This is a genomic window from Stenotrophomonas sp. GZD-301 (assembly GCF_049310345.1).
GTDB lineage: Bacteria > Pseudomonadota > Gammaproteobacteria > Xanthomonadales > Xanthomonadaceae > Stenotrophomonas.
Map to the genome: position 1 here is coordinate 1 of NZ_JBMOWY010000001.1, position 24,820 is coordinate 24,820.

Genomic DNA, 24,820 nt, shown 5'->3' on the forward strand with positions numbered 1-24,820 from the left:
CGACCAACGGTCGGCTCTACCGGGGAGGGGTGTGCGGCGTCAGGTGCGCAGGTGCGCCAGCACCGCGTCGGTGGCCTGCGTGGTGCTTACCGCCGTGCCCTTGGCGGCCAGGTCGGCGGTGAACACGCCGGCATCCAGTGCGGCGTGCACGGCCGCTTCCACTGCCGCGGCTTCTGCGTCCAGCCCCAGCGAATGGCGCAGCAGCATCGCCGCGCTGAAGATCGTGGCGTAGGGATTGGCAATGCCCTTGCCGGCAATGTCCGGGGCCGAGCCGTGGATCGGTTCGTAGATGCCCACGGCGCCCGGCTCACCCAGCGAGGCCGACGGCAGCAGACCCAGCGAGCCGGCCAGCATCGAGGCTTCGTCGGTGAGGATGTCGCCGAACATGTTCTCGGTCACGATCACGTCGTACTCGCGCGGCTTGGCCAGCAGGTGCATGGCCATCGAATCGACCAGCTGGTGTTCCAGGGCAACGTCCGGGAATTCCTCGCGGCCGATCCGCGCGGCCACGTCGCGCCACAGGCGCGAGGTTTCCAGCACGTTGGCCTTGTCCACCGAGGTGACCTTGCCGCGCCGGGCCTGGGCCAGACGGAAGGCGGTGCGCAGCACGCGCTCGATCTCGCCGACGCTGTAGCTGCACAGGTCGCTGGCGGTGTCGGCGGTGCGGGTCTTCTCGCCGAAGTAGATGCCGCCGGTCAGCTCGCGCACGACCACGAAGTCCACGCCCTCGAGCAGCTCGGCCTTGATCGGCGAGGCGCCGAGCGCGGCCGGATGGGTGCGCACCGGGCGCAGGTTGGCGTACAGCCCCAACGCCTTGCGGATCGCAAGCAGGCCCTGCTCGGGGCGTACGGTGGCGTTGGGGTCGGACCATTTCGGGCCGCCCACCGCGCCAAGCAGGATCGCCTGCGCGTTGCGGCAGGCCTCCAGTGTGGCGGCCGGCAGCGGCTCACCGTGACGGTCGATGGCGATGCCGCCGATGTCGTGTTCAGTGAAGCGGAAGGTATGGCCAAAGCGCTCGGCCACGGCGTCCAGTACCGCCACGGCGGCAGCGGCGACTTCCGGACCAATGCCGTCACCCGGCAATACGACAATTTCAGCGTGCATGTTCACTCTCGTAACGTTCGATTTCAGCGGTGCGGCCCAACAGATACCCCAACTGGTCCACGCCTTCCAGCAGGCAGGTCTGCGAGAAGCCGTCCAGCGGGAAGGCGTAGGCGCGGCCATCGGGGGTGCGCAGCTCGCGCGCGGCGATGTCGACGGTGAGTGCGTCGTCCGGCCGCTGCATCAGCGTCTGTACGTCGGCCTCGTCCAGTACGATCGGCACCAGCCCGTTCTTCAGCGAATTGCCGCGGAAGATATCGGCGATCTCGCTGCTGACGATGGCCCGCAGGCCCAGATCGGTCAGTGCCCACGGCGCGTGCTCGCGCGAGGAGCCGCAGCCGAAGTTGCGGCCGGCCAGCAGGATGCTGCGCCCGGCGTTGTGCGCCTGGTTGAACGCAAAGCCCGGGTTGGGCGTGCCATCGGCCTGCCAGCGCCAGTCGTTGAAGGCATGCTTGCCCAGGCCGGCGCGCTCGGTGGTGGACAGGAACCGGGCCGGGATGATCTGGTCGGTATCGATGTTGGTCTCGCGCAGCACCACGCTGGTCGAGGTCAGGGTGCGGATGCCGCTCATCAGGCCACCTCCTGCGTGGCATACAGGTCGCGCGGATCGGCCACGTGGCCGTTCACGGCGGCCCAGGCGGCCGTCATCGGCGAGGCCAGCAGCGTGCGCGAGCCCGGGCCTTGGCGGCCTTCGAAATTGCGGTTGCTGGTGCTCACCGCCAACTGGCCGGGGGCGACCAGGTCGCCGTTCATGGCAATGCACATCGAACAGCCCGGCTCGCGCCACTCGGCACCGGCGCCGCGCACGATTTCGTGGATGCCCTCGGCTTCCGCCTGGCGCTTGACGATCTCCGAGCCCGGGACCACCAGCATGCGCACGCCTGCCGCAATCCGGCGGCCGCGCAGTACCTGGGCCACTTCGCGCATGTCGCTCAGCCGGCCATTGGTGCACGAGCCCACGAACACCACGTCCACCGGCGTGCCGGCCAGCGTCTGGCCCGCATGGAACTGCATGTAGTCCAGTCCCTTCTGGTCGGCGGCGTCGTTGGCAGCCGGGATGGGCTGGTCCACCGCGATGGCGGTGCCGGGGTGGGTGCCCCAGGTCAGGGTCGGGCGGATGTCGGCGGCATCGATGCGCACCTCCGCATCGAAGCGTGCGCCCGGATCGCTGCGCAGCTGCGACCAGGCAGCCACGGCGGTATCGAACGCCGCGCCCTTGGGGCCGCGCGGGGTGTTGGCGACCCAGTCGAAAGTGACCTGGTCGGGCGCGACCATGCCGGCGCGCGCGCCGGCTTCGATCGACATGTTGCACAGGGTCATGCGCTGCTCCATGTCCATCGCCTCGATCGCACTGCCACGGAACTCCAGAACATGGCCGGTGCCACCGTTGACCCCGATCACGCCGATGATGTGCAGCACCACGTCCTTGGCGCCAACGCCCTGCGGCAGGGTGCCATCGACGGTGATCGCCATCGTCTTCGCCTTGCGCTGCAGCAGGCACTGGGTGGCCAGCACATGGCCGACTTCGCTGGTGCCGATGCCGAAGGCCAGGGCACCGAACGCCCCGTGCGTGGAGGTGTGGCTGTCGCCACAGACGATGGTCATGCCCGGCTGGGTGAAGCCCTGCTCCGGTGCGATCACGTGCACGATGCCGCGGCTGGCCGACTGCATGTCGAACAGTTCGATGCCGTGCGCGGCGCAGTTGCGCGCCAGCATCGCCACCTGGGCTTCCGAGGCGGCGCTGGCATACGGCAGCGTGCCGTCCGCAGCCGCCGGCAGGGTCGGGGTGGAGTGGTCCATCGTCGCCTTGGTCCGGTCCGGCCGGCGCGGTGACAGGCCGCGCTCGCGCAGTTCGGTGAACGCCTGCGGCGAGGTCACTTCGTGGATCAGGTGCAGATCGATGTACAGCACGGCGGGCGCGCTGTCCGATTCGGGGACGACCATGTGGGCGTCCCACAGTTTGTCGTACAGGGTGCGGGGAGCTGGGGTCATGGAATGGCCTTGCTGTGGTTCGTGATACGGAAATTCATCGGATCGGCAGGCGCGCGTCGAAGCGCAGGCGCACGTAGTCTGCGCTCCACTGGCCGCGCCCATCGCGCTGGGTGGGCGCGAGCAGGGCCACGGCATCGTCGAGCACGCGCTGGCGCTGGTCGGCCGCCACCCCGACCAGGAAGGGCGAGGCGAACGTGCGCAGCCAGCCCTGCATGCCGGTCGGCAGGACGGTCGGGCGCGGCAGGCACTCGATGTAGCGCACCCGGAAGCCGTGCGCGCGCAGGCGGTCCGCGTACGCATCGGCCGTCGGGAAGTACCAGGGGAAGGCCGGCACCGCGTGGCCGTTGCTGGCCAGCGCGGCCTGCAGGGCGCTGGTGATGGCGGCCACGTTGCCGTGCCCACCCATCTCGGCGACGAAGCGGCCGCCGGGTGCCAGCGCGCGGCGCACGCCCTCGATGACGCGGTCCGGCTCGCGCATCCAGTGCAGGGCGGCATTGCTGAACACCGCATCGAACTGACGGTCGAAGGTCATGGCATGGGCGTCCATGACCTGCGCGGCGATGCCGCGCGCGCGGGCGGCGCAGACCAGCTCCGGCGAGGCGTCCACGCCGGTGACGTGCGCGCCGCTGAGCGCCAGGTCGAAGCTCAACACGCCGTCGCCGCAGCCCAGATCAAGGATGCGCTCGCCGCGCTGCGGATCGAGCAGCCGCGCCACCGCACCGCCGAGCAGCGGCACGAAGCCGGCGTCGATGGCGTAGTCGTGGGCGTTCCAGCATTGGCCGGCGGAGGGAACGTGGTGGCTGTCGAAGGCACTCATGGGAACTCCTTCAGGCGGCGGCGGTGGCCGCGGGGTGTTCGGTGGCGGCGCTGCGCTGGCGGAGCAGGCGGTTGGCCACATCCAGCCAGGCCAGTGCGGAGGCTTCGATGATGTCGCGGCTGGTGCCGGTGCCCTCGTACTCCACACCTTCGTGGCGCACGCTCAGGTTGGCTTCGCCGCGCGCATCGGCGCCGATGCCCACGCTGTGGACGTGGTAGCTGTCCAGCATCAGCTGTACGCCGGTGGCTGCCGAGAGTGCGCCAAACAGCGCATCGACCGGGCCATCGCCCTGCGCGGTCTCGGCCACGCGGTTGCCTTCCGGGTCGGACAGCTCGACCAGTGCATTGGCGCGGCTGCCGACGTCGCTGATGGTCATCGACGCCAGGCGGTAGCCGTTCTGGGTGGAGCTGCCCTGCATCAGCACCTGCAGGTCGGCGTCGGTCACGACGCGCTGCTGCTCGCACAGCGCCTTGAACTGCTCGAACACCAGCTTCAGCTCTTCCTCTTCCAGCCAGAAGCCCAGCGCACGCAGGCGGGCCTCGACGGCGGCGCGACCGCTGTGGCGGCCCAGCACCATCTGCGAGTTTTCCCAGCCCACATCTTCGGGACGCATGATCTCGTAGGTGCCGCGGTGGCGCAGCATGCCGTGCTGGTGGATGCCCGACTCGTGCGCGAACGCGTTGGCGCCGACGATGGCCTTGTTGCGCTGGACCGGCATGCCGACCAGGCGCTGCAGCAGCTGCGAGGTGGCCACGATGCGCGGTGTGTTGATGCGGGTGTCTTCCTCGTAGAACGCGTTGCGTACCTTCAGCACCATCGCCAGTTCCTCCAGCGAGCAGTTGCCGGCGCGCTCGCCGATACCGTTGATGGTGCACTCCACCTGCCGCGCGCCGCCCTCGATGGCGGCCAGCGAGTTGGCCACCGCCAGGCCCAGGTCGTTGTGGCAGTGCGTGCTGAAGACGATGCGGTCGCTGTCGGGAACGCCGGCGATGACCCGCTGGAACATGCCGCGGATCTCTTCGGGCGTGGTGAAGCCGACGGTGTCGGGCAGGTTGATGGTGGTGGCACCGGCGGCCACGGCCACGCGCGCCACCTCGATCAGGAAGGCTTCCTCGGTCCGCGTGGCGTCTTCGGCGGAGAACTCCACATCATCCACGTAGCTGCGGGCCAGACTGACATGCTTGTGCACCGATTCCAGCACCTGCTCCCGGCTCATCCGCAGCTTGTGCTCGCGGTGCAGCGGGCTGGTGGACAGGAACACGTGCAGACGGGCGTTGGCGGCCGCTTCCAGTGACTTGGCGGAGGTCTCGATGTCGGCGGCCAGACAGCGCGACAGCACCGCCAGGGTCGGGCGGCGGACTTCGCGGCCGATCATCGCCATCGCCTCGCGGTCGGACTGCGAGCTGGCGGGGAAGCCGGTCTCGATGATGTCCACGCCCAGCTCATCGAGCGCGCGGGCCATCACCAGCTTCTGCTGCGGGCTCATGCTGCAGCCCGGCGACTGCTCGCCGTCGCGCAGGGTGGTGTCGAAAATTCGGATGCGGGGGGAGTTGGGCGTGGTCACCAGGAGGTCTCCTCGACGGCAAGGTCGGATGGGGTGGCAAAGGAAGGGGAGGCAAGAGGTGTCGGGGACGGTGCGAGCACGGTCGGTAGCGGGGGACGCGTGCGCTCGCTGGCGCGGCGGCGCGGTTTGCGCGGCGGGCGCGGGCGGATGTCGGCGAGCAGCTGGGCCAGCACCATCGCGTCGATGTTGCCGCCGGAAACCACCGCGCACTTGCGCTTGCCGGCCACGCGGCGGCCAGCCGCCAGGGCCAGCGCGCCGGCGCCTTCGGCGATCACGTGTTCTTCCAGCGCCAGCCGCACCAGGGTTTCGCGCAGCTCGGCTTCGCGCACGATCACTACATCGTCGAGCAGCGCAGCGCACAGGCGGCGGGTCAGCAGGCCGGGAATCTTGACCTTGACGCCGTCGGCCAGGGTGGCGACGGGAGCGATCTCGCGCACATCGCCGCGGATCGCACGCGCCATCGCGTCGACGCCTTCCACCTGCGCGCCGACGATGCGTACGCCCTGTGATTTCAGCGCCAGCGCCACGCCCGAGGCCAGGCCGCCGCCGCCGATGGGCACGATCACCACGTCCGGGGCATGCGCGGCCAGTTCGATGCCCAGCGTGCCCTGGCCGGCGATCACGTCCGGATCGTCGAAGGCGGACAGGAAGCGGTAGCCATGCTGGTCGGCCAATGCGCGGGCAAAGGCGTAGGCCTCGTCGTAACTGTTGCCGTGCTGGCGCACGGTGGCGCCCCAGTGGGCGACGCCGGCGATCTTGGTGGCCGGCGCGCCGTGCGGCATCACGGTGATGGCCGGGATGTTCAGGCGGTAGGCGGACCACGCCACGCCCTGGGCGTGGTTGCCGGCCGATGCGCAGATCACCGGGCGTTCGTCGCCGCGTTCGCGCCCGGCCAGCAGGGCATTCAAGGCGCCACGCACCTTGTAGGAACCGGTGCGCTGCAGGTTTTCCAGCTTCAGCCAGGTGCCGAAGCGCTCGGCGTAATGCAGCGGGGTGGGCGGCAGGAAACGGCGCAGCCGCGCCTGCGCGGCCAGCACGTCGGCGACGCTTACATCGCCTACCTCCGGTTCCTGCGGGGCGCGGCTAGCGGGCATGCCGGCTCCGGCTGCAACCCATGACAGGCGGGTGCCCGTTGGGTGCACGCATCGCCCTGCGTGCAGCGCCTGCCGCCAGGACGGGGCAGGATGGCGGCGTGGCGACGCGGATCCGCAGGCACCCTGCGAGAAGACGCCTCCGTACCGGCACCGGCATGGCGGTGCGGGCAGTCATGCGGATACTCCCGGGGTCGGGTCCAGGGCGCTGATGCGCACCGACACGCAGTCGTAGATTTTCTCGATCTGGCGGCGCAGCGTTTCCGGCGGACGGGTGCTGTCCACCACCAGCTGCAGGTGCCAGCGGCCGTCGTCGGCGGCATTGGGCGCACCGGCGATCGCGCGGGGCGCGAAGCCGCGGCGCTCGGCCATGCCGATCACGCGCAGCAGCGCGCCTTCGGCCGGCATCAGCACCAGGTCAAGCCGGTAATGCATTGGGGGTCTCCTGGGTCTGGTGAGCGGGGTTGCTTTCCAGCATCGTGCTGTTGGCGTTGTTGGGCGGCACCAGGGGCCAGACGTTGGCGCGCGCGTCGATGGCCACGTGCAGCAGCGCCGGGCCCGGCTGGGCCAGCAGCGCGGCCAGGCCGCCTTCGACGTCATCACGGGCATCGATGCGCGTGGCCGGAATGCCGAACACCTGCGCCAGTGCAGCGAAATCGGGGTTGTCGGACAGGTCGATCTCGCTGTAGCGCTCGGCGAAGAACAGTTCCTGCCACTGGCGGACCATGCCCAGCGAGCTGTTGTCCAGCAGCACGATCTTCACCGGCAGGCGGCACCGCGCGATGGTGGCCAGCTCCTGCACGTTCATCATGAAACTGCCATCGCCGGAGACCAGCACCACGGTGCGGTCGGGGCAGGCGAACTGCGCGCCCATCGCGGCCGGCAGGCCAAAGCCCATCGTGCCCAGCGCGCCGCTGGTCAGATGATTGCGCGGGTGATTGAAGCGGCAGTGCTGGGCCACCCACATCTGATGCTGGCCGACATCGCAGGCGATGATCGCGTCGGCCGGGGCCAGTTCGCTCAGGCGCTTCAGCAGCGCCGGCGCGTAGATGTGCCTGCCGGGCGCGTCATAGCGCGGGGAGAAGCGCTCGCGATGACCGGCACAGCGCCGGCGCCACGCCTCCTGCGCCGGCACCGGTGCAGGCAGCGCGGCGGTCAGGGCACGCACGGCAGTGCCGACGTTGCCGGGCACGGCAATATCGGCGGTGCGCAGCTTGGAGATCTCGTAGGCGTCGGCGTCGATGTGGACGACCCGCGCGAACGGCGCGAACTCGTTCAATTTGCCGGTGGCGCGGTCATCAAAGCGCGCGCCCACCACCACCAGCAGGTCGCTTTCCTGCACCGCCATGTTGGCCGCGCGGGTGCCGTGCATGCCCAGCATGCCCAGGTAGTGCGGATGCTGCGGCGGCAGCGCGCCCAGGCCGCGCAGAGTCAGCACGGTAGGGATCGCGGTGGCGTCGACGAAGGCGCGGAAGTCCTCGACGGCATCGCCCAGCGCCACGCCACCGCCGGCATAGATCACCGGCTTTTCGGCCGCGGCGATGGCGGCGATGGCCTGCGCGATCGCCTCGTCCTGCGGTGCCGGCAGCGCCGGCACGGTGGCCGGCACGTGGGCGGGCAGGTGCGACGCATCGGCCACCTGCACGTCCTTGGGCAGGTCGATCAGCACCGGCCCGGGGCGGCCTTCGCGGGCGATGCGGAACGCCTCGCGGACGACCTGCGGCAGGTCATCGACCGAGCGCACCAGCCAGCTGTGTTTGACGATCGGCAGGGTCAGCCCGAACACGTCCAGTTCCTGGAACGCGTCGGTGCCCAGCAGCGGCGTGGCGACCTGGCCGGTGATGCAGACCATCGGTACCGAGTCCAGCATCGCATCGGCAATGCCGGTCACCAGATTGGAGGCGCCCGGGCCGGACGTGGCGACGCAGACGCCGACCTGGCCGCTGGCGCGCGCGTAGCCGTTGGCGGCCAGGGCCGCGCCCTGCTCGTGGCGTACCAAGATGTGCTTCAGCCCGGAATCCACCAGGGCGTCGTAGAACGGCATGATGGTGCCGCCCGGATAGCCGAACAGCGTGTGCACGCCCTCGGCTTCCAGGGCCTGCGTCAACCAGCGTGCGCCATTGCGGGGCGCGGTGCTGTGTGCGGAGGTGTTCATGCGGTGACCTTTGCGAAAGCGGTGGGGGAGCCGCGCGGTTACGCGGCTTGTCCTTGCAGCCAGACCATCTTGGCGCGCAGTTCCTTGCCTACCTTTTCGATCGGGTGCTCCAGGTCGGCCTGCTTGAACCGGGTGTAGTTCGGCAGGCCCGCTTCGTATTCGGCGACCCAGTTCTTGGTGAACGTGCCGTTCTGGATGTCGGTCAGCACGTCCTTCATGCGCGCCTTGGTGCCGGCGTCGATCACCCGCGGGCCGCTGACGTAGTCGCCGTACTGCGCGGTTTCGGAGATGAACTCCAGCATCCGGGTGATGCCGCCTTCGTAGAACAGATCCACGATCAGCTTCAGCTCGTGCAGAACCTCGTAGTAGGCGATTTCCGGCTGGTAACCTGCTTCCACCAGCGTTTCGAAGCCGGCCTGCACCAGCGCCGAGGCGCCGCCGCACAGCACTGCCTGCTCGCCGAACAGATCGGTCTCGGTCTCTTCCTTGAACGTGGTCTGGATCAGGTTTGCGCGTGCACCGCCCAGGCCGGTGGCGTAGGCGAGCGCGTATTCGGCGGCCTTGCCGCTGCGGTCCTGGTAGACCGCCCAGATGCACGGCACGCCACGGCCGATCTCATACTCGCGGCGCACCAGCGCCCCCGGGCCCTTCGGTGCGACCAGCACCACGTCCAGGTCGTCGCGCGGGGTGATCATGTTGAAGTGCACGTTCAGGCCGTGCGCGAACAACAGCACCGCGCCCTGTTTCATGTGCGGCGCGAGCACGTCCTCGTAGAGCTTCTTCTGCACCATGTCCGGGGTCAGCACGGCCACCAGGTCGGCATCCTTCACCGCATCGGCGGGGGCTTTCACGGTGAAGCCGTCAGCCTGCGCCTTGACCTCGGTCGGGCCACCCGGGCGCAGCCCGATGACGACATCGAAACCGGATTCACGCAGGTTCAGTGCGTGTGCGCGGCCCTGGCTGCCGTAGCCGACAACAGCGATCTTGATCTGGGGCAGGTCGTTGGTGCTCATGGGAGAGGTTCCTTGGAGGTAAGAAAAAAGACGGCCGGCGGTCTCAGGGACACGCCGGCCGGTCAGGGGAAGCGGTGGCACGCGCATCGCAACGTCCACACGCGCCCGCCGCGCAGGCGGTGGGCGTGAATCGGGTGGCGGCGGGATGGCGGCTCATGGCGGAAGGCGGCTCGGAAGGGGGAGGGGGAGGGAATCGAGGGGCTCTGAAACGAAAAAACCCGCACCTGGGCGGGTGCGGGTTTTGATGGATACCTGGCAGTCTTGCTTACACGCCGGTCCGTCCCGCACCTGTTGGCTGGGTAATAAGTACGAGGACAAGGAGCGAACGGATCGAGGCCGCGCCGGGATCGGCGTGCTGGATGGATTCGCGAATGGGCGTGTGGCGCTGCAACATGTGATCGAGAAAACCACAGCGGTTTTGGCGCTGTCAACCTTTGCGGCAACATTTCCAACGGTTTCGCCTGCATCCAGCGCAAAGCCCCGCCGCGCAAGGATGGTTGCGGCTGAAAGCGTTCCGGTGAACCGGAATTCAGTATTTTGCGGGGCGTTTCTGCGCGGATCGGACACGGTTTCCGGTGTCGTGCATGACCATTGTCGGATGTCTCCGCCGGGCCTCAGCGGCGAGTATCGGAGCGGCTACCACCCCTCAGGAATTCCCGTGCCTTCAGTCCTTGCCCGCGGCGTGCTCACTGCCGCCCTCCTGTGCGCCCTGCCGGCGCTGTCCCAGGCTGCCGACCGCGTCACCGGACACCCCTTCGCCACCCGTTCGGAAGTGATCGCCCCGCACGCGATGGCCGCCACGTCGCAGCCGCTGGCCACCCAGGTGGCGCTGGATGTGATGAAGTCCGGCGGCTCGGCGGTAGACGCCGCCATCGCCGCCAACGCCGCGCTGGGGCTGATGGAGCCCACCGGCAACGGTATCGGCGGGGACCTGTTCGCCATCGTCTGGGACCCGAAGACGCAGAAGCTGTACGGCTACAACGGCTCGGGCCGGTCGCCGAGATCGCTGACCCTGGCCGAGTTCCAGCGTCGGGGCCTGAAGGAGATTCCGGCGACCGGGCCGCTGCCGGTGTCGGTACCGGGTGCGGTGGACGGCTGGTTCGCGCTGCACGGCCGCTTCGGGCGCAAGCCGATGGCCGAGAACCTGGCGCCGGCCATCCGCTACGCGCGCGAGGGCCACCCGGTGGCCGAGGTGATCGCCTACTACTGGGACCGCTCGGTGCCGCGGCTGTCGAAATACCCGGGCTTCAGCGAGCAGTTCACCATCGACGGCCACGCGCCGCGCAAGGGCCAGATGTGGCGGAACCCGAACCTGGCCAACACGCTGGAGACGATCGCGCAGGGCGGTCGCGATGCGTTCTACAAGGGCGAGATCGCGCGCACGGTCGGCGACTACTTCAAGGCCAACGGCGGCTACCTCAGCTACGACGACCTGGCCAGCCACCACGGCGAGTGGGTGGAGCCGGTCAGCAGCAACTACCGGGGCTACGACGTGTGGGAGCTGCCGCCCAACAGCCAGGGCATTGCGGCGCTGCAGATTCTCAATGTGCTGGAGGGCTATGACTTCTCGAAGATCGCCTTCGGCTCACCCGAACATGTGCACCTGTTCGTGGAGGCCAAGAAGCTGGCCTTTGCCGATCGCGCGCGGTTCTATACCGACCCGGCGTTCCATCCGGCGCCGGTGGACCGGTTGATCTCCAAGGGCTACGCGGCCGAGCGTCGCACGCTGATTTCGATGGACAAGGCCCTGCGCGAAGTGCAGCCCGGCACGCCGAAGCAGTTGGAGGAGGGCGACACGATCTACATGACCGTGGCCGACGCAGACGGCATGATGGTGTCGCTGATCCAGTCCAACTACCGTGGCATGGGCAGCGGCATGGCGCCGCCGGGACTGGGCTTCATCCTGCAGGACCGCGGCGAGATGTTCGTGCTGCAGAAGGATCACCCCAACGGGTACGCGCCGGGCAAGCGCCCGTTCCAGACCATCATTCCGGCGTTCGTCACCAAGGACGGCAAGCCGTGGATGAGCTTCGGGGTGATGGGCGGTGCGATGCAGCCGCAGGGCCACGCGCAGATCGTGATGAACATGGTCGACTTCGGCATGAACCTGCAGGAAGCCGGCGACGCGCCGCGCATCCAGCATGAAGGGTCGACCGAGCCGACCGGGCAGGCGACGGCGATGAGCGATGGCGGTGAGGTCAATCTGGAGACGGGCTTCCCGTACGAGACCGTGCGTGCGCTGATGCGCAAGGGGCACCGGGTGGTGTTCGCCGATGGCCCGTATGGCGGATACCAGGCGATCCTGCGCGATCCGGAAACCGGCGTGTATTACGGCGCATCGGAAAGCCGCAAGGACGGACAGGCCGCCGGATATTGAGCAGCCCCGGGTAGAGCCGACCGTTGGTCGGCTGCTCCTGGTTGAGGCGCTGATACAGCCGGGTAGAACCCGGCTCTACGGTGCCATAGCCGGGTAGAACCCGGCTCTACGGGGCGCGGGCGGCTTCGTCGCGGGTTTCTTCCTGCGCGGCGATCTCGCGCTCGATCCATTCGTCCATCATCCGTCGCGCCCGCTGCGCGCGACGGCGCTGCAGCGCGTACTCCATGTCCAGCACGCGGTACAGCGACCACATCACCAGCAGCATCAGCAACGCGAATGGCAGTGCGGCGATGGTGATCATGCCCTGCAGCGCCTCCAGGCCGCCGGCCAGCAGCAGCACCCCGGCGATCAGCGCGATGGCCACGCCCCAGGTCATGCGGCGCGACAGCGGCGGGTCGCCGGCCTCGTCGGTGGACATGCTGGCCAGTACCAGCACCGCCGAATCGGCCGAGGTCACAAAGAAGATGATCAGCAGCACAAGCGCGATCACCGACAGCACCGTGGGCAGCGGCAGGCTGTCGAACATGGTGAACAGCACGGTCTCATAGCCGTTGCCCAGGGCCTGCGCCAGATCCACGTGGCCGAAGATCTGCGACCACAGCGCGGTACCGCCGAACACCGAGAACCACAGGAAGCCCAGCACGCTCGGCGCGATCACCACGCCCAGCACGAACTCGCGGATGCTGCGCCCACGCGATACGCGGGCGATGAACGAACCCACGAACGGTGCCCACGCGATCCACCATGCCCAGTAGAAGATCGTCCAGTCGGCCACCCAGGTGCTGCCCGAGAACGGCGACATGCGCAGGCTCATCGTCACCAGCTGGTTGAGGTACGAGCCGATCGTGGTGGTGAAGGTGTCGAAGATGAAGCCGGTCGGGCCCAGCACCAGCACCAGTGCCAGCAGCAGCGCAGCCAGCGCGAGGTTGAAGTTGGACAGCCACTTGATGCCGCGGTGCACGCCGCTGGTCGTGGAGGCCATGTACATCACGAAGGCGACGGCAATGATGGTCAGCTGCACGGGAATCGAGGCGCGCAGGCCGAACACGCGCTCCAGCCCGGCGGCGATCTGGATGGTGCCGAACCCCAGCGTGGTGGCCACGCCGATCGCGGTCGCGACCACGGCGGCCACATTCACCACGGTGCCCATCCAGCCGCGGTGGCGCGCGCCGATCAGCGGCTGCAGCAGGTCACTGATCAGGCCGCGTCCGTTGCGGTTGAACTGGAACCAGGCCATCGCCAGGCCGATCAGCGCATAGATGGCCCACGGATGCAGACCCCAGTGGAAGAACGCATAACGCATAGACGCCCGCGCCGCCTCCATGCTCTGCGGTGCCAGCCCTTCCGGCGGTTTGACGAAGTGCGAGATCGGCTCGGCCGCGCCCCAGAACACCAGTCCGATGCCCATGCCGGCGGCGAACAGCATCGACATCCAGCTGGCGTTGGAGAAGTCCGGTTCGGCATCCTCGCCGCCGATGCGCAGGCTGCCGAAGCGGCCGAAGGCCAGGTACATCAGGAACGACAGCGTGATGAACACCACCAGCAGGTACAGCCAGCCGGTACTGCGCACGATGTTGGACAGGCCCAGCTGCACGACGTCGTTGAAGGGGCCGGGTGCGACGCCGGCAGTCAGGACGAGCAGCGCGACCAGCGCGATGGAAATGCGAAACACCATGCAGGGGTTTCTCCAGGAAAGGGGCGCGAGCGGATGCTTGCAGTCTCCAGCGGCACGACGGCAACAACTGGGGCGGAGCCGGACGAATGCCGGTCGGCGGGATGCTCCTGCACCGGACTCAATCCGATGGTCCCCTGCGTGGGCGCAGCGCCAGGCGCCAGGCAGCACGTCACGGGGGGAGAACATCCTCGCGGCGCGATACTACCTGCGCTGACGTAATGAACCCGTTCACAGCGGTGGCATCGGCGGTGTCGATGCGCGGGTCTTTGTGGTCTAATTCGCCTCGAAGCGGGGGTACCGAGGCCATGTGGCCGAGGTTGAGACAGTCCCTTCGAACCTGATCCGGTTGATACCGGCGTAGGGAAGCTTCGCATCCGCTGATGCATTGCGCCGTAGGGCCCCCACGCCCGCAGACCGCCCGCAGTGCGCCCGTCGTGCGCCGCCGTTTCGTCCCTTTCAATACGGATTTCCCGTCACGGACCGCCGGTCCGCGCCCGGGGTCCACACAGGACGATGCCCGATGAACGCACCGCTTTCCACCCTGCAGCAGCAGGCCCAGCAGCTTTCCGGTTCGGTTACGCGACCGATCCCCGGTTCGCGCAAGATCCACGTGCAGGGCTCGCGCAGCGACCTGCAGGTTCCCATGCGCGAGATCGTGCTGACCCGCACGCCGACGTTGTTCGGCGGCGAAGAGAACGCGCCGGTGACCGTCTACGACACCTCCGGCCCCTACACCGATCCGGCCGCCAGCATCGACCTGTCGACCGGCCTGCCGGCGCTGCGCGCGGCGTGGGTGGCCGAGCGGGGCGATACCGAAACGCTGGCAGCCCTGAGTTCGGCGTTCGGCCGGTCGCGCGACACCGATGCGCGCCTCGATGCAGTGCGCTTCCCGTCGCGCACGCTGCCGCGGCGCGCGGTGGCCGGCGCCAACGTCACCCAGATGCACTACGCGCGGCGCGGCATCATCACCCCGGAAATGGAGTTCGTGGCGATCCGCGAAAACCAGCGGCTGGAGGCGATCACCGACGCGACGCTGCGCCGGCAGCACCCCGGCCAATCGTTCGGCGCGTCCATCCCCGCCGTCATCACCCCCGAGTTCGTGCGCGACGAGATCGCGCGTGGCCGGGCCGTGCTGCCCAACAACATCAACCATCCGGAAAGCGAGCCGATGATCATCGGCCGCAACTTCCTGACCAAGATCAACGCAAACATCGGCAACAGCGCGGTGTCCTCGGGCATTGCCGAAGAGGTGGAAAAACTGGTGTGGGCGATCCGCTGGGGCGGCGACACCGTGATGGACCTGTCCACCGGCAGGCACATCCATGAAACCCGCGAGTGGATCATCCGCAACTCGCCGGTGGCGATCGGCACCGTGCCGATCTACCAGGCGCTGGAGAAGGTGGATGGGCGCGCCGAGGAGCTGACCTGGGAGATCTTCCGCGACACGTTGATCGAGCAGGCAGAGCAGGGCGTGGACTACTTCACCATCCATGCCGGCGTGCTGCTCCGCTACGTGCCGCTGACCGCCAAGCGTGTCACCGGCATCGTCTCGCGCGGCGGCTCGATCCTGGCCAAGTGGTGTCTGGCCCATCACAAGGAGAACTTCCTCTACACGCACTTCGAGGAGATCTGCGAGATCATGAAGGCCTACGACGTGACCTTCTCGCTGGGCGATGGACTGCGCCCGGGCTGCATCGCCGATGCCAACGATGCCGCGCAGTTCGGTGAGCTGGAGACGCTGGGCGAGTTGACGAAGATCGCCTGGAAGCACGACGTGCAGACCATGATCGAAGGCCCCGGCCACGTGCCGATGCAGCTGATCAAGGAGAACATGGACAAGCAGCTGCGCGAGTGCGGTGAGGCGCCGTTCTACACGCTGGGGCCGCTCACCACCGACATTGCTCCCGGCTACGACCACATCACCAGCGCGATCGGCGCGGCGATGATCGGCTGGTACGGTACGGCGATGCTCTGCTACGTCACGCCCAAGGAGCACCTGGGCCTGCCCAACCGCCAGGACGTGCGCGACGGCATCATGGCCTACCGGATCGCCGCGCATGCATCGGATCTGGCCAAGGGCCACCCCGGCGCGCAGGTGCGCGACAACGCGCTGAGCAAGGCGCGCTTCGAATTCCGCTGGGAAGACCAGTTCCACCTGGGCCTGGATCCGGAGAAGGCCAAGGAGTTCCACGACGAGACCCTGCCCAAGGACGCGCACAAGCTGGCCCACTTCTGTTCGATGTGCGGCCCGCATTTCTGTTCGATGAAGATCACCCAGGACGTACGCGACTACGCCGCCGGGCAGGGGCTGGACGCGAAGGCCGCGCTGGACGCCGGCATGGCCGAGAAGTCGCTGCAGTTCCGCGACCAGGGGGCGGAGGTCTACCACCCGCAATGACGCGGCGGCCGGGGTGGCAGGTGCCGCCCCGGCATCCTCATGCGTTTGCCCCGGCAACCGCGCTAAGCTCGGCGCCGGACGGCCAGGGGCGGGGAACACGATGGCGATTGCGCGCAGGACCAAATGGCTGGCGATGGCACGCCGGCATCCCTCGGCGTGGCTGCTGGGCGTGCAGCTGCTCGGCGTGCTGCTGTATCCGGCAATGGACGAGGCCGGCGCCAGCCGCGCGCTGTTCGGCGCCTTCGGCATCGCGGTGCTCGGCCTGTCGCTGTGGGTGGTCCGGCGCAGCCCGCTCGGCATGTGGCTGGCGCTGGTGCTGGCGATCCCCTCGGTGGTGTTTTCCATCGCGGGTGCGCTGCTGGAGCGGCCCGGGCTGATCACGACAGCGCAGCTGCTCGAGTGCCTGCTGTACTTCTATACCGCCGGCAGCCTGACCGCCTACATGCTGCAGGATCACAAGGTGACCCGCGACGAGCTCTTCGCCGCCGGTGCGACCTTCACGCTGCTGGCGTGGGCGTTCGCCTTCGCCTTCGCGGTGTGCCAGCAGTGGTATCCGGGCAGTTTTCTCGCCACCAGCGAGAGCGAATTGCGCACCTGGATGGAGCTGCTTTATCTCAGCTTCAGCTTGCTGTCCGGGGTCGGCCTGAGCGATGTCGTGCCGGTGCATCCGCAGGCACGCGCGCTGGTCATGCTGGAGCAGTTTTCAGGCGTTATGTACGTGGCGTTGGTGGTCTCGCGGCTGGTCGGATTGACCATGCTGAGGCATACACGAAACTGAATCCCACCTAAAAATATCGCGCCCGAAGGCGCGAATGGTGAATCAATTTATGTGAATTCATCGGCGAGAGAGAGCCTGTTGTCGGCCACGCGCGTAGGCGCGGTTAACCGGCATAGGCTAGTATTCGCGCGCTTCGGTTTTTTTGCTGTTTGCGCTGATGCCTTGTGCGGAATTTGGCGGTTCGTTCGATCTTTCGTGTTGGAGATGAATGCAACGCTGCCGTCGAGCCGGCATTCACCTGTGTCACCTGGAATGATCACCAACGAAAGTGAGCCACCTTCCGCCGACGTGATGAAGATCGGCGACTGCACCGTCATTCTCTCTTCTCGGGAAGTCATGGTGGCAGGCGCCCGTCGGCCGCGACGCCTCACGCCCAAGGCACTGGGAGTGCTCAAGGCGCTCATGCGCGCCCCGGGCGCGGTGGTCACCCGGGATGAACTGTTTGCCGAGGTGTGGCCCGATACGCTGCCCACCAACGATGTGCTCACCCAGGCGGTGACGCAGCTGCGCAAGGCCTTTGCCAGCGATGACGACAGTGGCACCGCCTACATCGAAACCATCGCAAAGACCGGCTATCGCCTGCTGGTGCCGGTGAGCGTGGTCGAGACCCTGCCAGCGTCGCCTGCGCTGGAGGCCGACGACAGCGCGGCCGTGTCGCCGCCGGCCGTCGATGCCGATGTGGCGGCGCCGGCTGCCGCAGCGCCTGCTCCGCGCCGCCGCCGTCGCATCCGCCGCTACGTTCTGCTGGCCATCGGCATCGCGATGCTGGTGGCGCTGCTGGTGATGGCCGCGCTGCTGGTGCGGCGCGAGCAACCCACCTCGGCACTGGACGCCGCCGTCGAGGACGGCACGCGCATTACCGGCAGCCCGCAGCGCCCCTATCGCCTGATCACCGCGACGGCCGGCTTCGAGACCTATCCCACGCTGTCCCCGGACGGCTCCCAGGTGGCCTATGAAGCCGACATGGGCGTGCGGGAGGGCAGCACCATCAAGGTGCAGACCTCCGGCAACACGCCCGCGCGCGCGCTGATCGAGACCCCGGCGGGCCAGTCCGACCGCTTCCCGAACTGGTCGCCGGACGGGCGCGACATCGCCTTTGCGCGCTTTGGAGCCGAAGGCAGCTGCGAGGTGCTCATCGCCAGCGCGACCGGCGGTGCGCTGCGCCACGTGACCCGCTGCGACGGCACCGAACTGCTCAGTTTCGACTGGACGCCGGACGGCCGCGGGCTGATCTTCGGTGCGTTCTCCGGCGCCCATGCGCACCGTGGCATCCGCGTGCTGGACATTGCCAGCGGCCGCTGGACCGCGCTGGCCTACGACACCGGCGAAGACGACTTCGACTATGCCCCGCGTTACTCGCCGGATGGCCGCTGGATCGCGTTCGTGCGCAACCCGCAGGTCGGTGACCTGTGGCGGATGCCGGCCAGCGGCGGCACGCCCGAGCAGCTCACCGACGATTCGGCCGAGATCCGCGGCTGGAGCTGGCGCGGCGACAGCCGCCACATCGTGTTCGGCCGGCGGGTGGACAGCGAGTCGCGCCTGTACGAGCTGGATACGCAGAGCCGGCTGTTGAGGGACGTCGGCCTGGATGACGCGCAGACCCCGGCGGTATCGCGCAACAACGGCATGCTGGCGTTCGTGCACCGGCGTGCCCAGTTCGGGGTGTTCCGTGTGCCGGTGGGGGCCAATGGCCCGGGCACGCCCGAGCGCCTGTTCCCCTCCGGCGGGCGCGATGCGCAGCCGATGGTGTCGCCGGATGGCCGCCAGCTGGTGTTCTCCTCCGACCGTTCCGGCAGTTTCGCGCTGTGGTGGGCAGACCTGGAACGTCCCGATTCGCTGCGCCCGATCGAGGGCCTGCGCCCCGAGGCGCGGCAGGCACCGGACTGGTCCGGTGACAGCCATCGCCTGCTGGTGCTGGGGCGCGACGATCACGGCAATCCGTCGGTCTATGAGGTCACCCCGCGCGATGAACAGGCGCTGCGCCTGCCGTTGCCGGTCGCACAACCGCTGCAGGCGTTGTACGGCGAAGACGATCAGCATGTGCTGGTGATCGAGCGCGATGGCCAGGAGCGGATGCGCCTGCTGCTGTTCGATCGCAGCACGCCAGACTGGCGCCTGCTGGGCAGCATCGAAGGCGTGTCGCAGGCACGTTTTGACCGCAGCGGCCGCCGCGTGCTGTTCACCCGCCTGTCGGCCGGCGGCCTCTGGTCGGCCGATGCGCGGTTGTCGGCCGCCAGCATCCAGCAGGTCAGCGAAGACCGGCCCACGCGCTGGCGCTACCGCACCTGGAGCGTGGCCGGCAACGGCAGCATCGATTACCTGTCCAGCCACCGCGACTGCGCTACGCTGTTCGCGCGGCTGAGTGCGGGTACTGCCGGGGTCGAGCACTGCCTTGACCGTGCGCGCCTGAGCGCGGGCAACGGATTCAGCGCCAATGCCGAGGGCGATGCCGTTTACGTCGCCCTGGCGGTGGCCGATGGGGCCGATATCGGGGTCATGCCGCTGCCGAAACAGACCGCGTCGCTGTTCCCCGCGTTCTCCAGGCTGCTGTTTTTAAAGGGAAATGATCCTTCGTGATTTCTTCGTGGCAACGTCGTCGCGAATTCGGATGAATCTCGCCAGGACTTCCTGAGAACGCCGCCCGACTTGGCAAAACTGGTGGCCAATCAAGGCAAACTCCGGTGCAGTCATGCGTCAGCTCTCCTTGGCCGATCGTGGTCAATCGCTCTCCCTGGACAAGATCGTCGACGACGGCCCGCTGCCGACCTGCCTCGGCGTCGCACGGCTGGGCAGCCTGCAGACCGCCGGCAACACGTTCACCGTGTGGATGCAGCTGCGCGGCAGCGCCTGGGTCGAATCCAAGGAAGGCCGGTTCCGTCTGCGCCAGCGCGAGTGGATCGCCTTCGAGAAGGAATCGCGCCCGATGGTGCAGGCCGGTCGTGATGGGCTGTGCATCGGCCTGAGCCTGGCACCGGAAGCGCTGCGCGCGCTCGGCGAGCTGGCCGACTGCGGCCTCTACGCCGGCCGCGGCAGCATGAGCCGCAGCGAAGTGCGCGTGGCGTTGCGGTTGTGGCGCGATGCGCTGGCCAGCGGCCAGCCCGCGCAGGCGCTGCGCCCGGTGCTGCTGCACCTGGCCTCGCTCCAGCACGGCATGGCCACCGGCGTGCAGCGCTGCCCGGGGCGTTCGCGCTCGCGCAAGCGCCAGGTGTTCGGGCGCATGCAGCGTGCGCGTCTGTACCTGGAGGGCAACAGCCACCGCGTGGTGCGCATCGGCGAACTGGCCGAGCTGACCAACTTCTCCAGTTGGTACCTGTCCAAGACCTTCCAGAGCCTGTACGAAGAGAGCCCGCAGTCGCTGTCGGCCCGCCTGCGTCTGGAGCGTGCCGCCGATCTGCTGCGCGATACGGACATGATGGTGGGCGAAGTAGCCGCCGCCAGCGGATTTGACAACTGCTGCAGCTTCGCACGGGCCTTCCGCGCCCGTTACGGGCAGTCTGCGTCACGCTACCGCGAAGCACTCGCGACCTTGTCGCCAGAATCGGCAAAGTCATCGGTTGTCTCACGCAAAAAAATCGCTGCAACGCAATCGTAACTTTCCGAGGCGTTTTAACACGCTACTAACGTACCTTGGAGAGATAAATGAATTTTCGTACTCCCGCAGTGCGGCTGGGCCTTCTGCCCGCCGGCATTGCGCTTGCCCTGACGCCGACCTTTGCATCGGCGCAGGAAGCGGGTGGCACGACCGACCTTGACCGCATCTCGGTCACCGGCTCGCGCATCCGCCAGGCCAGCATGGAAACCGCCCAGCCGGTGATCGCGCTGCAGCGCGCCGACATCGAGAAGCAGGGCTTCACCAGCGTTGCCGACATCGTCCAGAACCTGTCCGCCACCGGCTCCCCGGCGATCAGCCGCGCCGACGCGCTGTCCTCGGGCGAAGAAGTGGGCGGCCAGTACGTCAACCTGCGCAACCTTGGCCCGGAGCGCACCCTGGTGCTGCTGGACGGCAAGCGCATGGGCGTCAGCTCGGGCGGCTACACCGATCTCGCTTCGATCCCGACCTCGGTCGTGGAGCGCATTGAAGTCCTGACCGACGGCGCTTCGGCGATCTACGGTTCGGATGCCATCGCCGGCGTGATCAACATCATCACCCGCAAGAACTTCGACGGCCTCGAAGCCAGCGTCTACAAGGGCCAGTACGGCCAGGGCGACGGCGACAAGACCACCTACAACTTCGTTTACGGCCAGACCGGTGAACGCGGTTCGGTCACCTTCGGCGCCGAGTACAGCGAAGAAGAGCCGGTGCTTGCCAAGGACCGTCGCTTCAGCGCCTACGCCAACGGCTACCGTCACCCGAGCCCGACCGCCGACGACAGCAACGGCTGGAGCGCGATCACCGAGAAGGGCGTGCTGGTCACCCCGGGTGGCAACTACGTGCTCAACCCGGGTGGTGACTCGAGCAACTTCGGCGACTACCACGCGCTGACCAACGACGACCTGTCCAACCCGTCGCAGCAGATGTTCCTGTCGACCGGCATCAAGCGTCGTTCGGTGTTCACCAACGGTCAGTTCGATTTCACCGACAACATCCGCGGTACCGCCAGCGTTCTGTACACCGAACGCGAAGCGCTGCAGCAGATCGCCGGCTACCCGTACCGTTCCGGTGCGTATGACACCGCGATGTCGGCCAACAGCGTCTTCAACCCGCTGGATACCGACGTCGACTTCATGCGCCGTACCTGGGAAGTGCCGCGTCAGACCAAGTCCGAGCTGAACACCTTCCGCTTCAGCGGCGGTCTGGAAGGCTCGTTCGAGTTCGCCGACAAGTACTTCGACTGGGATGTGGGCTACGTCTACAACCGCAACAAGGGCGTCAAGACCGGCACCGGCAACCTGTTCATTCCGAACGTGCGCAATGCTGTCGGCGCGTCGTACCTGGATGACAACGGTATTGCCCGCTGCGGCACCGCGGCTGCCCCGATCGCCGGCTGCACCCCGTGGAACCCGCTGCTGCCGTACGGCTCCACCGCTGACGGTTCGCTGTCGAACCCGGAACTGCAGAAGTACCTGTTCCTGCCGACCCACGACACCTCGGTCACCACCAGCAAGGTCTACAGCGCCAACCTGAGCGGCGCCATCGCGACCCTGCCGGCCGGCGACCTGTCCTTCGCGGCCGGTTACGAGCACCGCGAAGAAGACGCCGAGTACACCCCGGATGCGCTGCTGCAGTCGGGCCTGAGCACCGATCTGGCCGGTGCGCCGACCACCGGTGGCTACAAGCTGGACGAGTTCTACCTGGAACTGAACGTGCCGATCCTCGCCGATCTGCCGTTCGCCAAGGAACTGTCGGTCGACATGGCCGGCCGTTACTCGGACTACAACACCTTCGGCGACACGGTGAACAGCAAGTTCGGCCTGAAGTGGAAGCCGACCGACGACCTGCTGGTGCGTGGTACCTACGCCACCGGCTTCCGTGCACCGACCGTGGCCGACCTGTACGGCGGCATCTCGCAGACCTTCGACAAGTACACCGACCCGTGCGACACCATGTTCGGTGCAGCCGTGCGCAACCCGGACGTGGCTGCACGCTGCGGCGGCGCAGTGCCGGCCAACTTCCGTCAGGAAGCCTCGGGCGGCATCGATGCGACCGGCCCCGGCTCGCAGTCGAACTACGCGTACCTGTCCGGTTCCAATGACGCGCTGCTGCCGGAAACCTCCAAGACCTGGACGCTCGGCCTGGTCTACAGCCCGAACTTCGTGCAGGGCCTGGACGTCAGCCTGGACTGGTGGAAGATCCGCATCGACAACGTCATCGCGGCGGAGTCGGTCACCTCGATCCTCAACCAGTGCTACGTGCTGAACAACGCCAACGCCTGTGGCCGCGTCTCCCGTGATGCGGATTCGGGCCAGGTGGTCGATGTGACCCGCAGCCTGATCAACGCCGGCTACCAGGAAACCGCAGGTTACGACCTGGGCGTCCGTTACCGCCTGCCGGAACTGGCGATCGGCAACTTCGTCATCGACTGGAAGACCACCTATGTGGACTACCTCGAGTACAAGCGCGACAACGAAGCTGAAACCGCCGTCGAGCAGCACAACGGCTGGGGCACCGGCGACTGGGGTGCCAACTTCCGCGTGCGTTCGAACCTGAACGTCGATTGGAGCTACGGCAACTTCGGCGTCAACTGGGGCGTGCGTTACTACTCCGGCCTGAAGGAAGAGTGCTCCTACGACCGCGATGGCGGCCCGGAGTGCAACAACCCGACGTACTCCTCGGACTACACGCTGGCGATCCCGGTGCGCAACACCGGTTCGAACACCTTCCACGACCTGCAGGTGCGTTACACGACCCCGTGGAATGCCACCGTGTCGGCCGGCGCGAACAACGTGTTCAACCACGAAGGTCCGCTGATGTACAGCCAGCCGAACTCGAGCTTCGCCTACTACGGCGGCTTCGACATCGGTCGCTTCTACTACCTGAAGTACACCCAGCGCTTCTGATCCATCGACGCACTGGTGCAGCACAAGGAGGGCGGACCGCAAGGTCCGCCCTCTTTCTTTTCGATCGCTCAAAAAAAAGCGCGCCCTTGCGGACGCGCCATCGGGGGGCTGCGTGCGTCGACGCCTCAGGCGTCGGCGGCCACCAGCCCCATCAGGGCGTTGGCATGATCGCGCCACTGCGGCAGCTTGTTGAGCACGCCGGCCCGCTGCAGGTACTCCTCGTCGACCGGATCGCCGTTGATCAGCGCCAGTGCGACGTGCACCGCGCCGGTCACCCAGAAGCTGCGGGTATTGGAGCGCTGCGGCTGCAGGTGGAAGGCGACCGCCTCGATGATCGGCATCGGCAGGCCCCACAGGCCGAGGAGGTAGGCACCGGCTTCGGCGTGGCCCGGGCGGTCGTCGCCGTCGGCGGCTTCGCCCCGCTCGTTGCGTACGCCCGGCAGCAGCAGGCCGATGTCGGCCAGCAGCGCGGCCGTGGCGCCCAGTTCGGCGCTGGAATCGGGCAGCAGCTTGGCGGCCAGGCGCGAGGCCAGCAGCGCGCGCTGCTGCAGCGAGTTGCGCTCGGCACCGGACAACGGCTGGGCCGAGAACACTTCGCTGGCCAGGACCAGGTCGCGCAGCGTCGACAACCCGAGCCGGGTCACCGCGGTACGCAGGTCGGAGATGATCCGGCCGCTGTTGAAGAAGGCCGAGTTGGACAGCTGCAGCACCTTGGCCGCGATCGCCGGGTCGGCGGCGACCAGCTTGGCCACGTCGGCGGTGTCGGTGTCGTCATCGTGCTCCAGCGCCTGGGTCAGGCTCAGGTACAGATGCGGCGGCGAGGGCAGCTTCTCGATCCGGCCGATGGCACTGCGCAGGCGTTCGCTGTCGAGCAGCTCACGCAGTTCTTCCAGGCTGGTCAGGGCTTCCAGCAGCACTTCCGGTGCCAGCGGCATCGGCAGGAAGCGGTGCGCCACGCCGATCAGGCGGGCCGGCGGCGGGCGGGTGCCCACGCTGGCTTCCACCAGTGCGATGCGGATGGTTTCCGGGCGAAGCGTACGGATCTGCCCCAGCAGCGTGGTCGCGGTGAGGTCCGGCAGAACCGGGCAGACAATGACCGCATCCACGGGCGAGCCGGCCACGATGCTCATCGCGCCCTGGCCATCCGCAGCGGTCAACGGTTGCCATTCTTCCCCAAGATCGGCAATGAACTCCAGCAGCTCAGCCGACAGGCTGGCCTGGTCCCCAACAAGCAGAATGCGCACGACACTGTCCCCTGGCTGACCACGGTGAAGCGCACCGTGGACGGTGTGAAGAGACGCAATGTACCCAATCCGGCACAAATAGTGATGTGCCGCATTCAAAAAACGTGATGCGCATCG

The 24,820-nt window shown here is 67.8% G+C and carries 17 protein-coding genes and 1 riboswitch; of the genes, 6 read left to right on the forward strand and 11 right to left on the reverse strand.

Features of this window, described 5'->3' with window-relative positions; genetic code table 11:
- Positions 1–39 precede the first annotated feature (39 nt).
- The 9 genes from leuB to ilvC all read right to left on the reverse strand — a co-directional run bounded on the left by leuB (position 40) and on the right by ilvC (position 9,733).
- Positions 40–1,104: a 3-isopropylmalate dehydrogenase gene (gene leuB / locus ACO6VK_RS00005; protein ID WP_422504864.1), complete on the reverse strand. Its 1,065-nt coding sequence runs from the start codon at positions 1,102–1,104 to the stop codon at positions 40–42.
- Positions 1,094–1,672 carry a 3-isopropylmalate dehydratase small subunit gene (gene leuD, locus ACO6VK_RS00010; protein WP_422504865.1) on the reverse strand — a complete coding sequence of 193 codons (579 nt, stop codon included), beginning with the start codon at positions 1,670–1,672 and terminating at the stop codon, positions 1,094–1,096. The genes leuB and leuD overlap by 11 nt, the downstream gene beginning before the upstream one ends.
- Positions 1,672–3,093: a 3-isopropylmalate dehydratase large subunit gene (gene leuC / locus ACO6VK_RS00015; RefSeq protein ID WP_422504866.1), complete on the reverse strand. Its 1,422-nt coding sequence runs from the start codon at positions 3,091–3,093 to the stop codon at positions 1,672–1,674. The genes leuD and leuC overlap by 1 nt, the downstream gene beginning before the upstream one ends.
- A gap of 34 nt (positions 3,094–3,127) precedes the next feature.
- Positions 3,128–3,910: a class I SAM-dependent methyltransferase gene (locus ACO6VK_RS00020; protein WP_422504867.1), complete on the reverse strand. Its 783-nt coding sequence runs from the start codon at positions 3,908–3,910 to the stop codon at positions 3,128–3,130.
- Positions 3,911–3,920: 10 nt separating this feature from the next.
- Positions 3,921–5,474, reverse strand: coding sequence for a 2-isopropylmalate synthase (locus ACO6VK_RS00025; protein ID WP_422504868.1), 1,554 nt, complete (start codon positions 5,472–5,474; stop codon positions 3,921–3,923).
- The gene (locus ACO6VK_RS00030; RefSeq protein WP_422504869.1) at positions 5,471–6,568 is read right to left on the reverse strand and encodes a threonine dehydratase; all 1,098 of its coding nucleotides are present in this window, start codon (positions 6,566–6,568) and stop codon (positions 5,471–5,473) included. The genes ACO6VK_RS00025 and ACO6VK_RS00030 overlap by 4 nt, the downstream gene beginning before the upstream one ends.
- Before the next feature lie 171 nt (positions 6,569–6,739).
- Positions 6,740–7,000, reverse strand: a complete 261-nt coding sequence (locus tag ACO6VK_RS00035; protein WP_422504870.1) for an ACT domain-containing protein — start codon at positions 6,998–7,000, stop codon at positions 6,740–6,742.
- On the reverse strand, positions 6,984–8,720 hold the full coding sequence (ilvG, locus tag ACO6VK_RS00040; RefSeq protein ID WP_422504871.1) for an acetolactate synthase 2 catalytic subunit: 1,737 nt from the start codon (positions 8,718–8,720) through the stop codon (positions 6,984–6,986). Before ilvG ends, ACO6VK_RS00035 begins: the two co-directional genes overlap by 17 nt.
- Positions 8,721–8,758: 38 nt before the next feature.
- The gene (gene ilvC / locus ACO6VK_RS00045) at positions 8,759–9,733 is read right to left on the reverse strand and encodes a ketol-acid reductoisomerase (protein WP_422504872.1); all 975 of its coding nucleotides are present in this window, start codon (positions 9,731–9,733) and stop codon (positions 8,759–8,761) included.
- Between the two features lie 658 nt (positions 9,734–10,391).
- Between ilvC and ggt the strand changes: the two genes are divergently transcribed.
- Positions 10,392–12,110 (forward strand): gamma-glutamyltransferase, encoded by a 1,719-nt coding sequence (ggt, locus tag ACO6VK_RS00050; protein ID WP_422504873.1) that lies wholly within the window; start codon positions 10,392–10,394, stop codon positions 12,108–12,110.
- 106 nt (positions 12,111–12,216) lie between these two features.
- Here ggt and ACO6VK_RS00055 read toward each other — a convergent pair whose 3' ends face one another.
- Positions 12,217–13,785 (reverse strand): BCCT family transporter, encoded by a 1,569-nt coding sequence (locus ACO6VK_RS00055; protein WP_422504874.1) that lies wholly within the window; start codon positions 13,783–13,785, stop codon positions 12,217–12,219.
- A 280-nt stretch (positions 13,786–14,065) separates the two neighbouring features.
- Positions 14,066–14,167, forward strand: a riboswitch (TPP riboswitch).
- A 138-nt stretch (positions 14,168–14,305) separates the two neighbouring features.
- On the opposite strand from ACO6VK_RS00055, the gene thiC reads away from it, so the two are divergent.
- The 5 genes from thiC (at position 14,306) to ACO6VK_RS00080 (ending at position 23,459) form a co-directional block, all read left to right on the forward strand.
- On the forward strand, positions 14,306–16,183 hold the full coding sequence (gene thiC, locus ACO6VK_RS00060) for a phosphomethylpyrimidine synthase ThiC (RefSeq protein WP_422504875.1): 1,878 nt from the start codon (positions 14,306–14,308) through the stop codon (positions 16,181–16,183).
- Positions 16,184–16,283: 100 nt separating this feature from the next.
- Entirely contained in the window at positions 16,284–16,961 is a 678-nt protein-coding gene (locus tag ACO6VK_RS00065) for an ion channel (RefSeq protein ID WP_422504876.1), read from the forward strand.
- Positions 16,962–17,213: 252 nt separating this feature from the next.
- Positions 17,214–19,538, forward strand: coding sequence for a winged helix-turn-helix domain-containing protein (locus ACO6VK_RS00070; protein ID WP_422504877.1), 2,325 nt, complete (start codon positions 17,214–17,216; stop codon positions 19,536–19,538).
- A gap of 112 nt (positions 19,539–19,650) precedes the next feature.
- Positions 19,651–20,553: a helix-turn-helix transcriptional regulator gene (locus ACO6VK_RS00075; protein WP_422504878.1), complete on the forward strand. Its 903-nt coding sequence runs from the start codon at positions 19,651–19,653 to the stop codon at positions 20,551–20,553.
- Between the two features lie 47 nt (positions 20,554–20,600).
- On the forward strand, positions 20,601–23,459 hold the full coding sequence (locus ACO6VK_RS00080) for a TonB-dependent receptor domain-containing protein (protein WP_422504879.1): 2,859 nt from the start codon (positions 20,601–20,603) through the stop codon (positions 23,457–23,459).
- A 125-nt stretch (positions 23,460–23,584) separates the two neighbouring features.
- Here the strand turns inward: ACO6VK_RS00080 and ACO6VK_RS00085 are convergent, their stop codons facing one another.
- The gene (locus ACO6VK_RS00085) at positions 23,585–24,703 is read right to left on the reverse strand and encodes an HDOD domain-containing protein (RefSeq protein WP_422504880.1); all 1,119 of its coding nucleotides are present in this window, start codon (positions 24,701–24,703) and stop codon (positions 23,585–23,587) included.
- Positions 24,704–24,820: the final 117 nt, after the last annotated feature.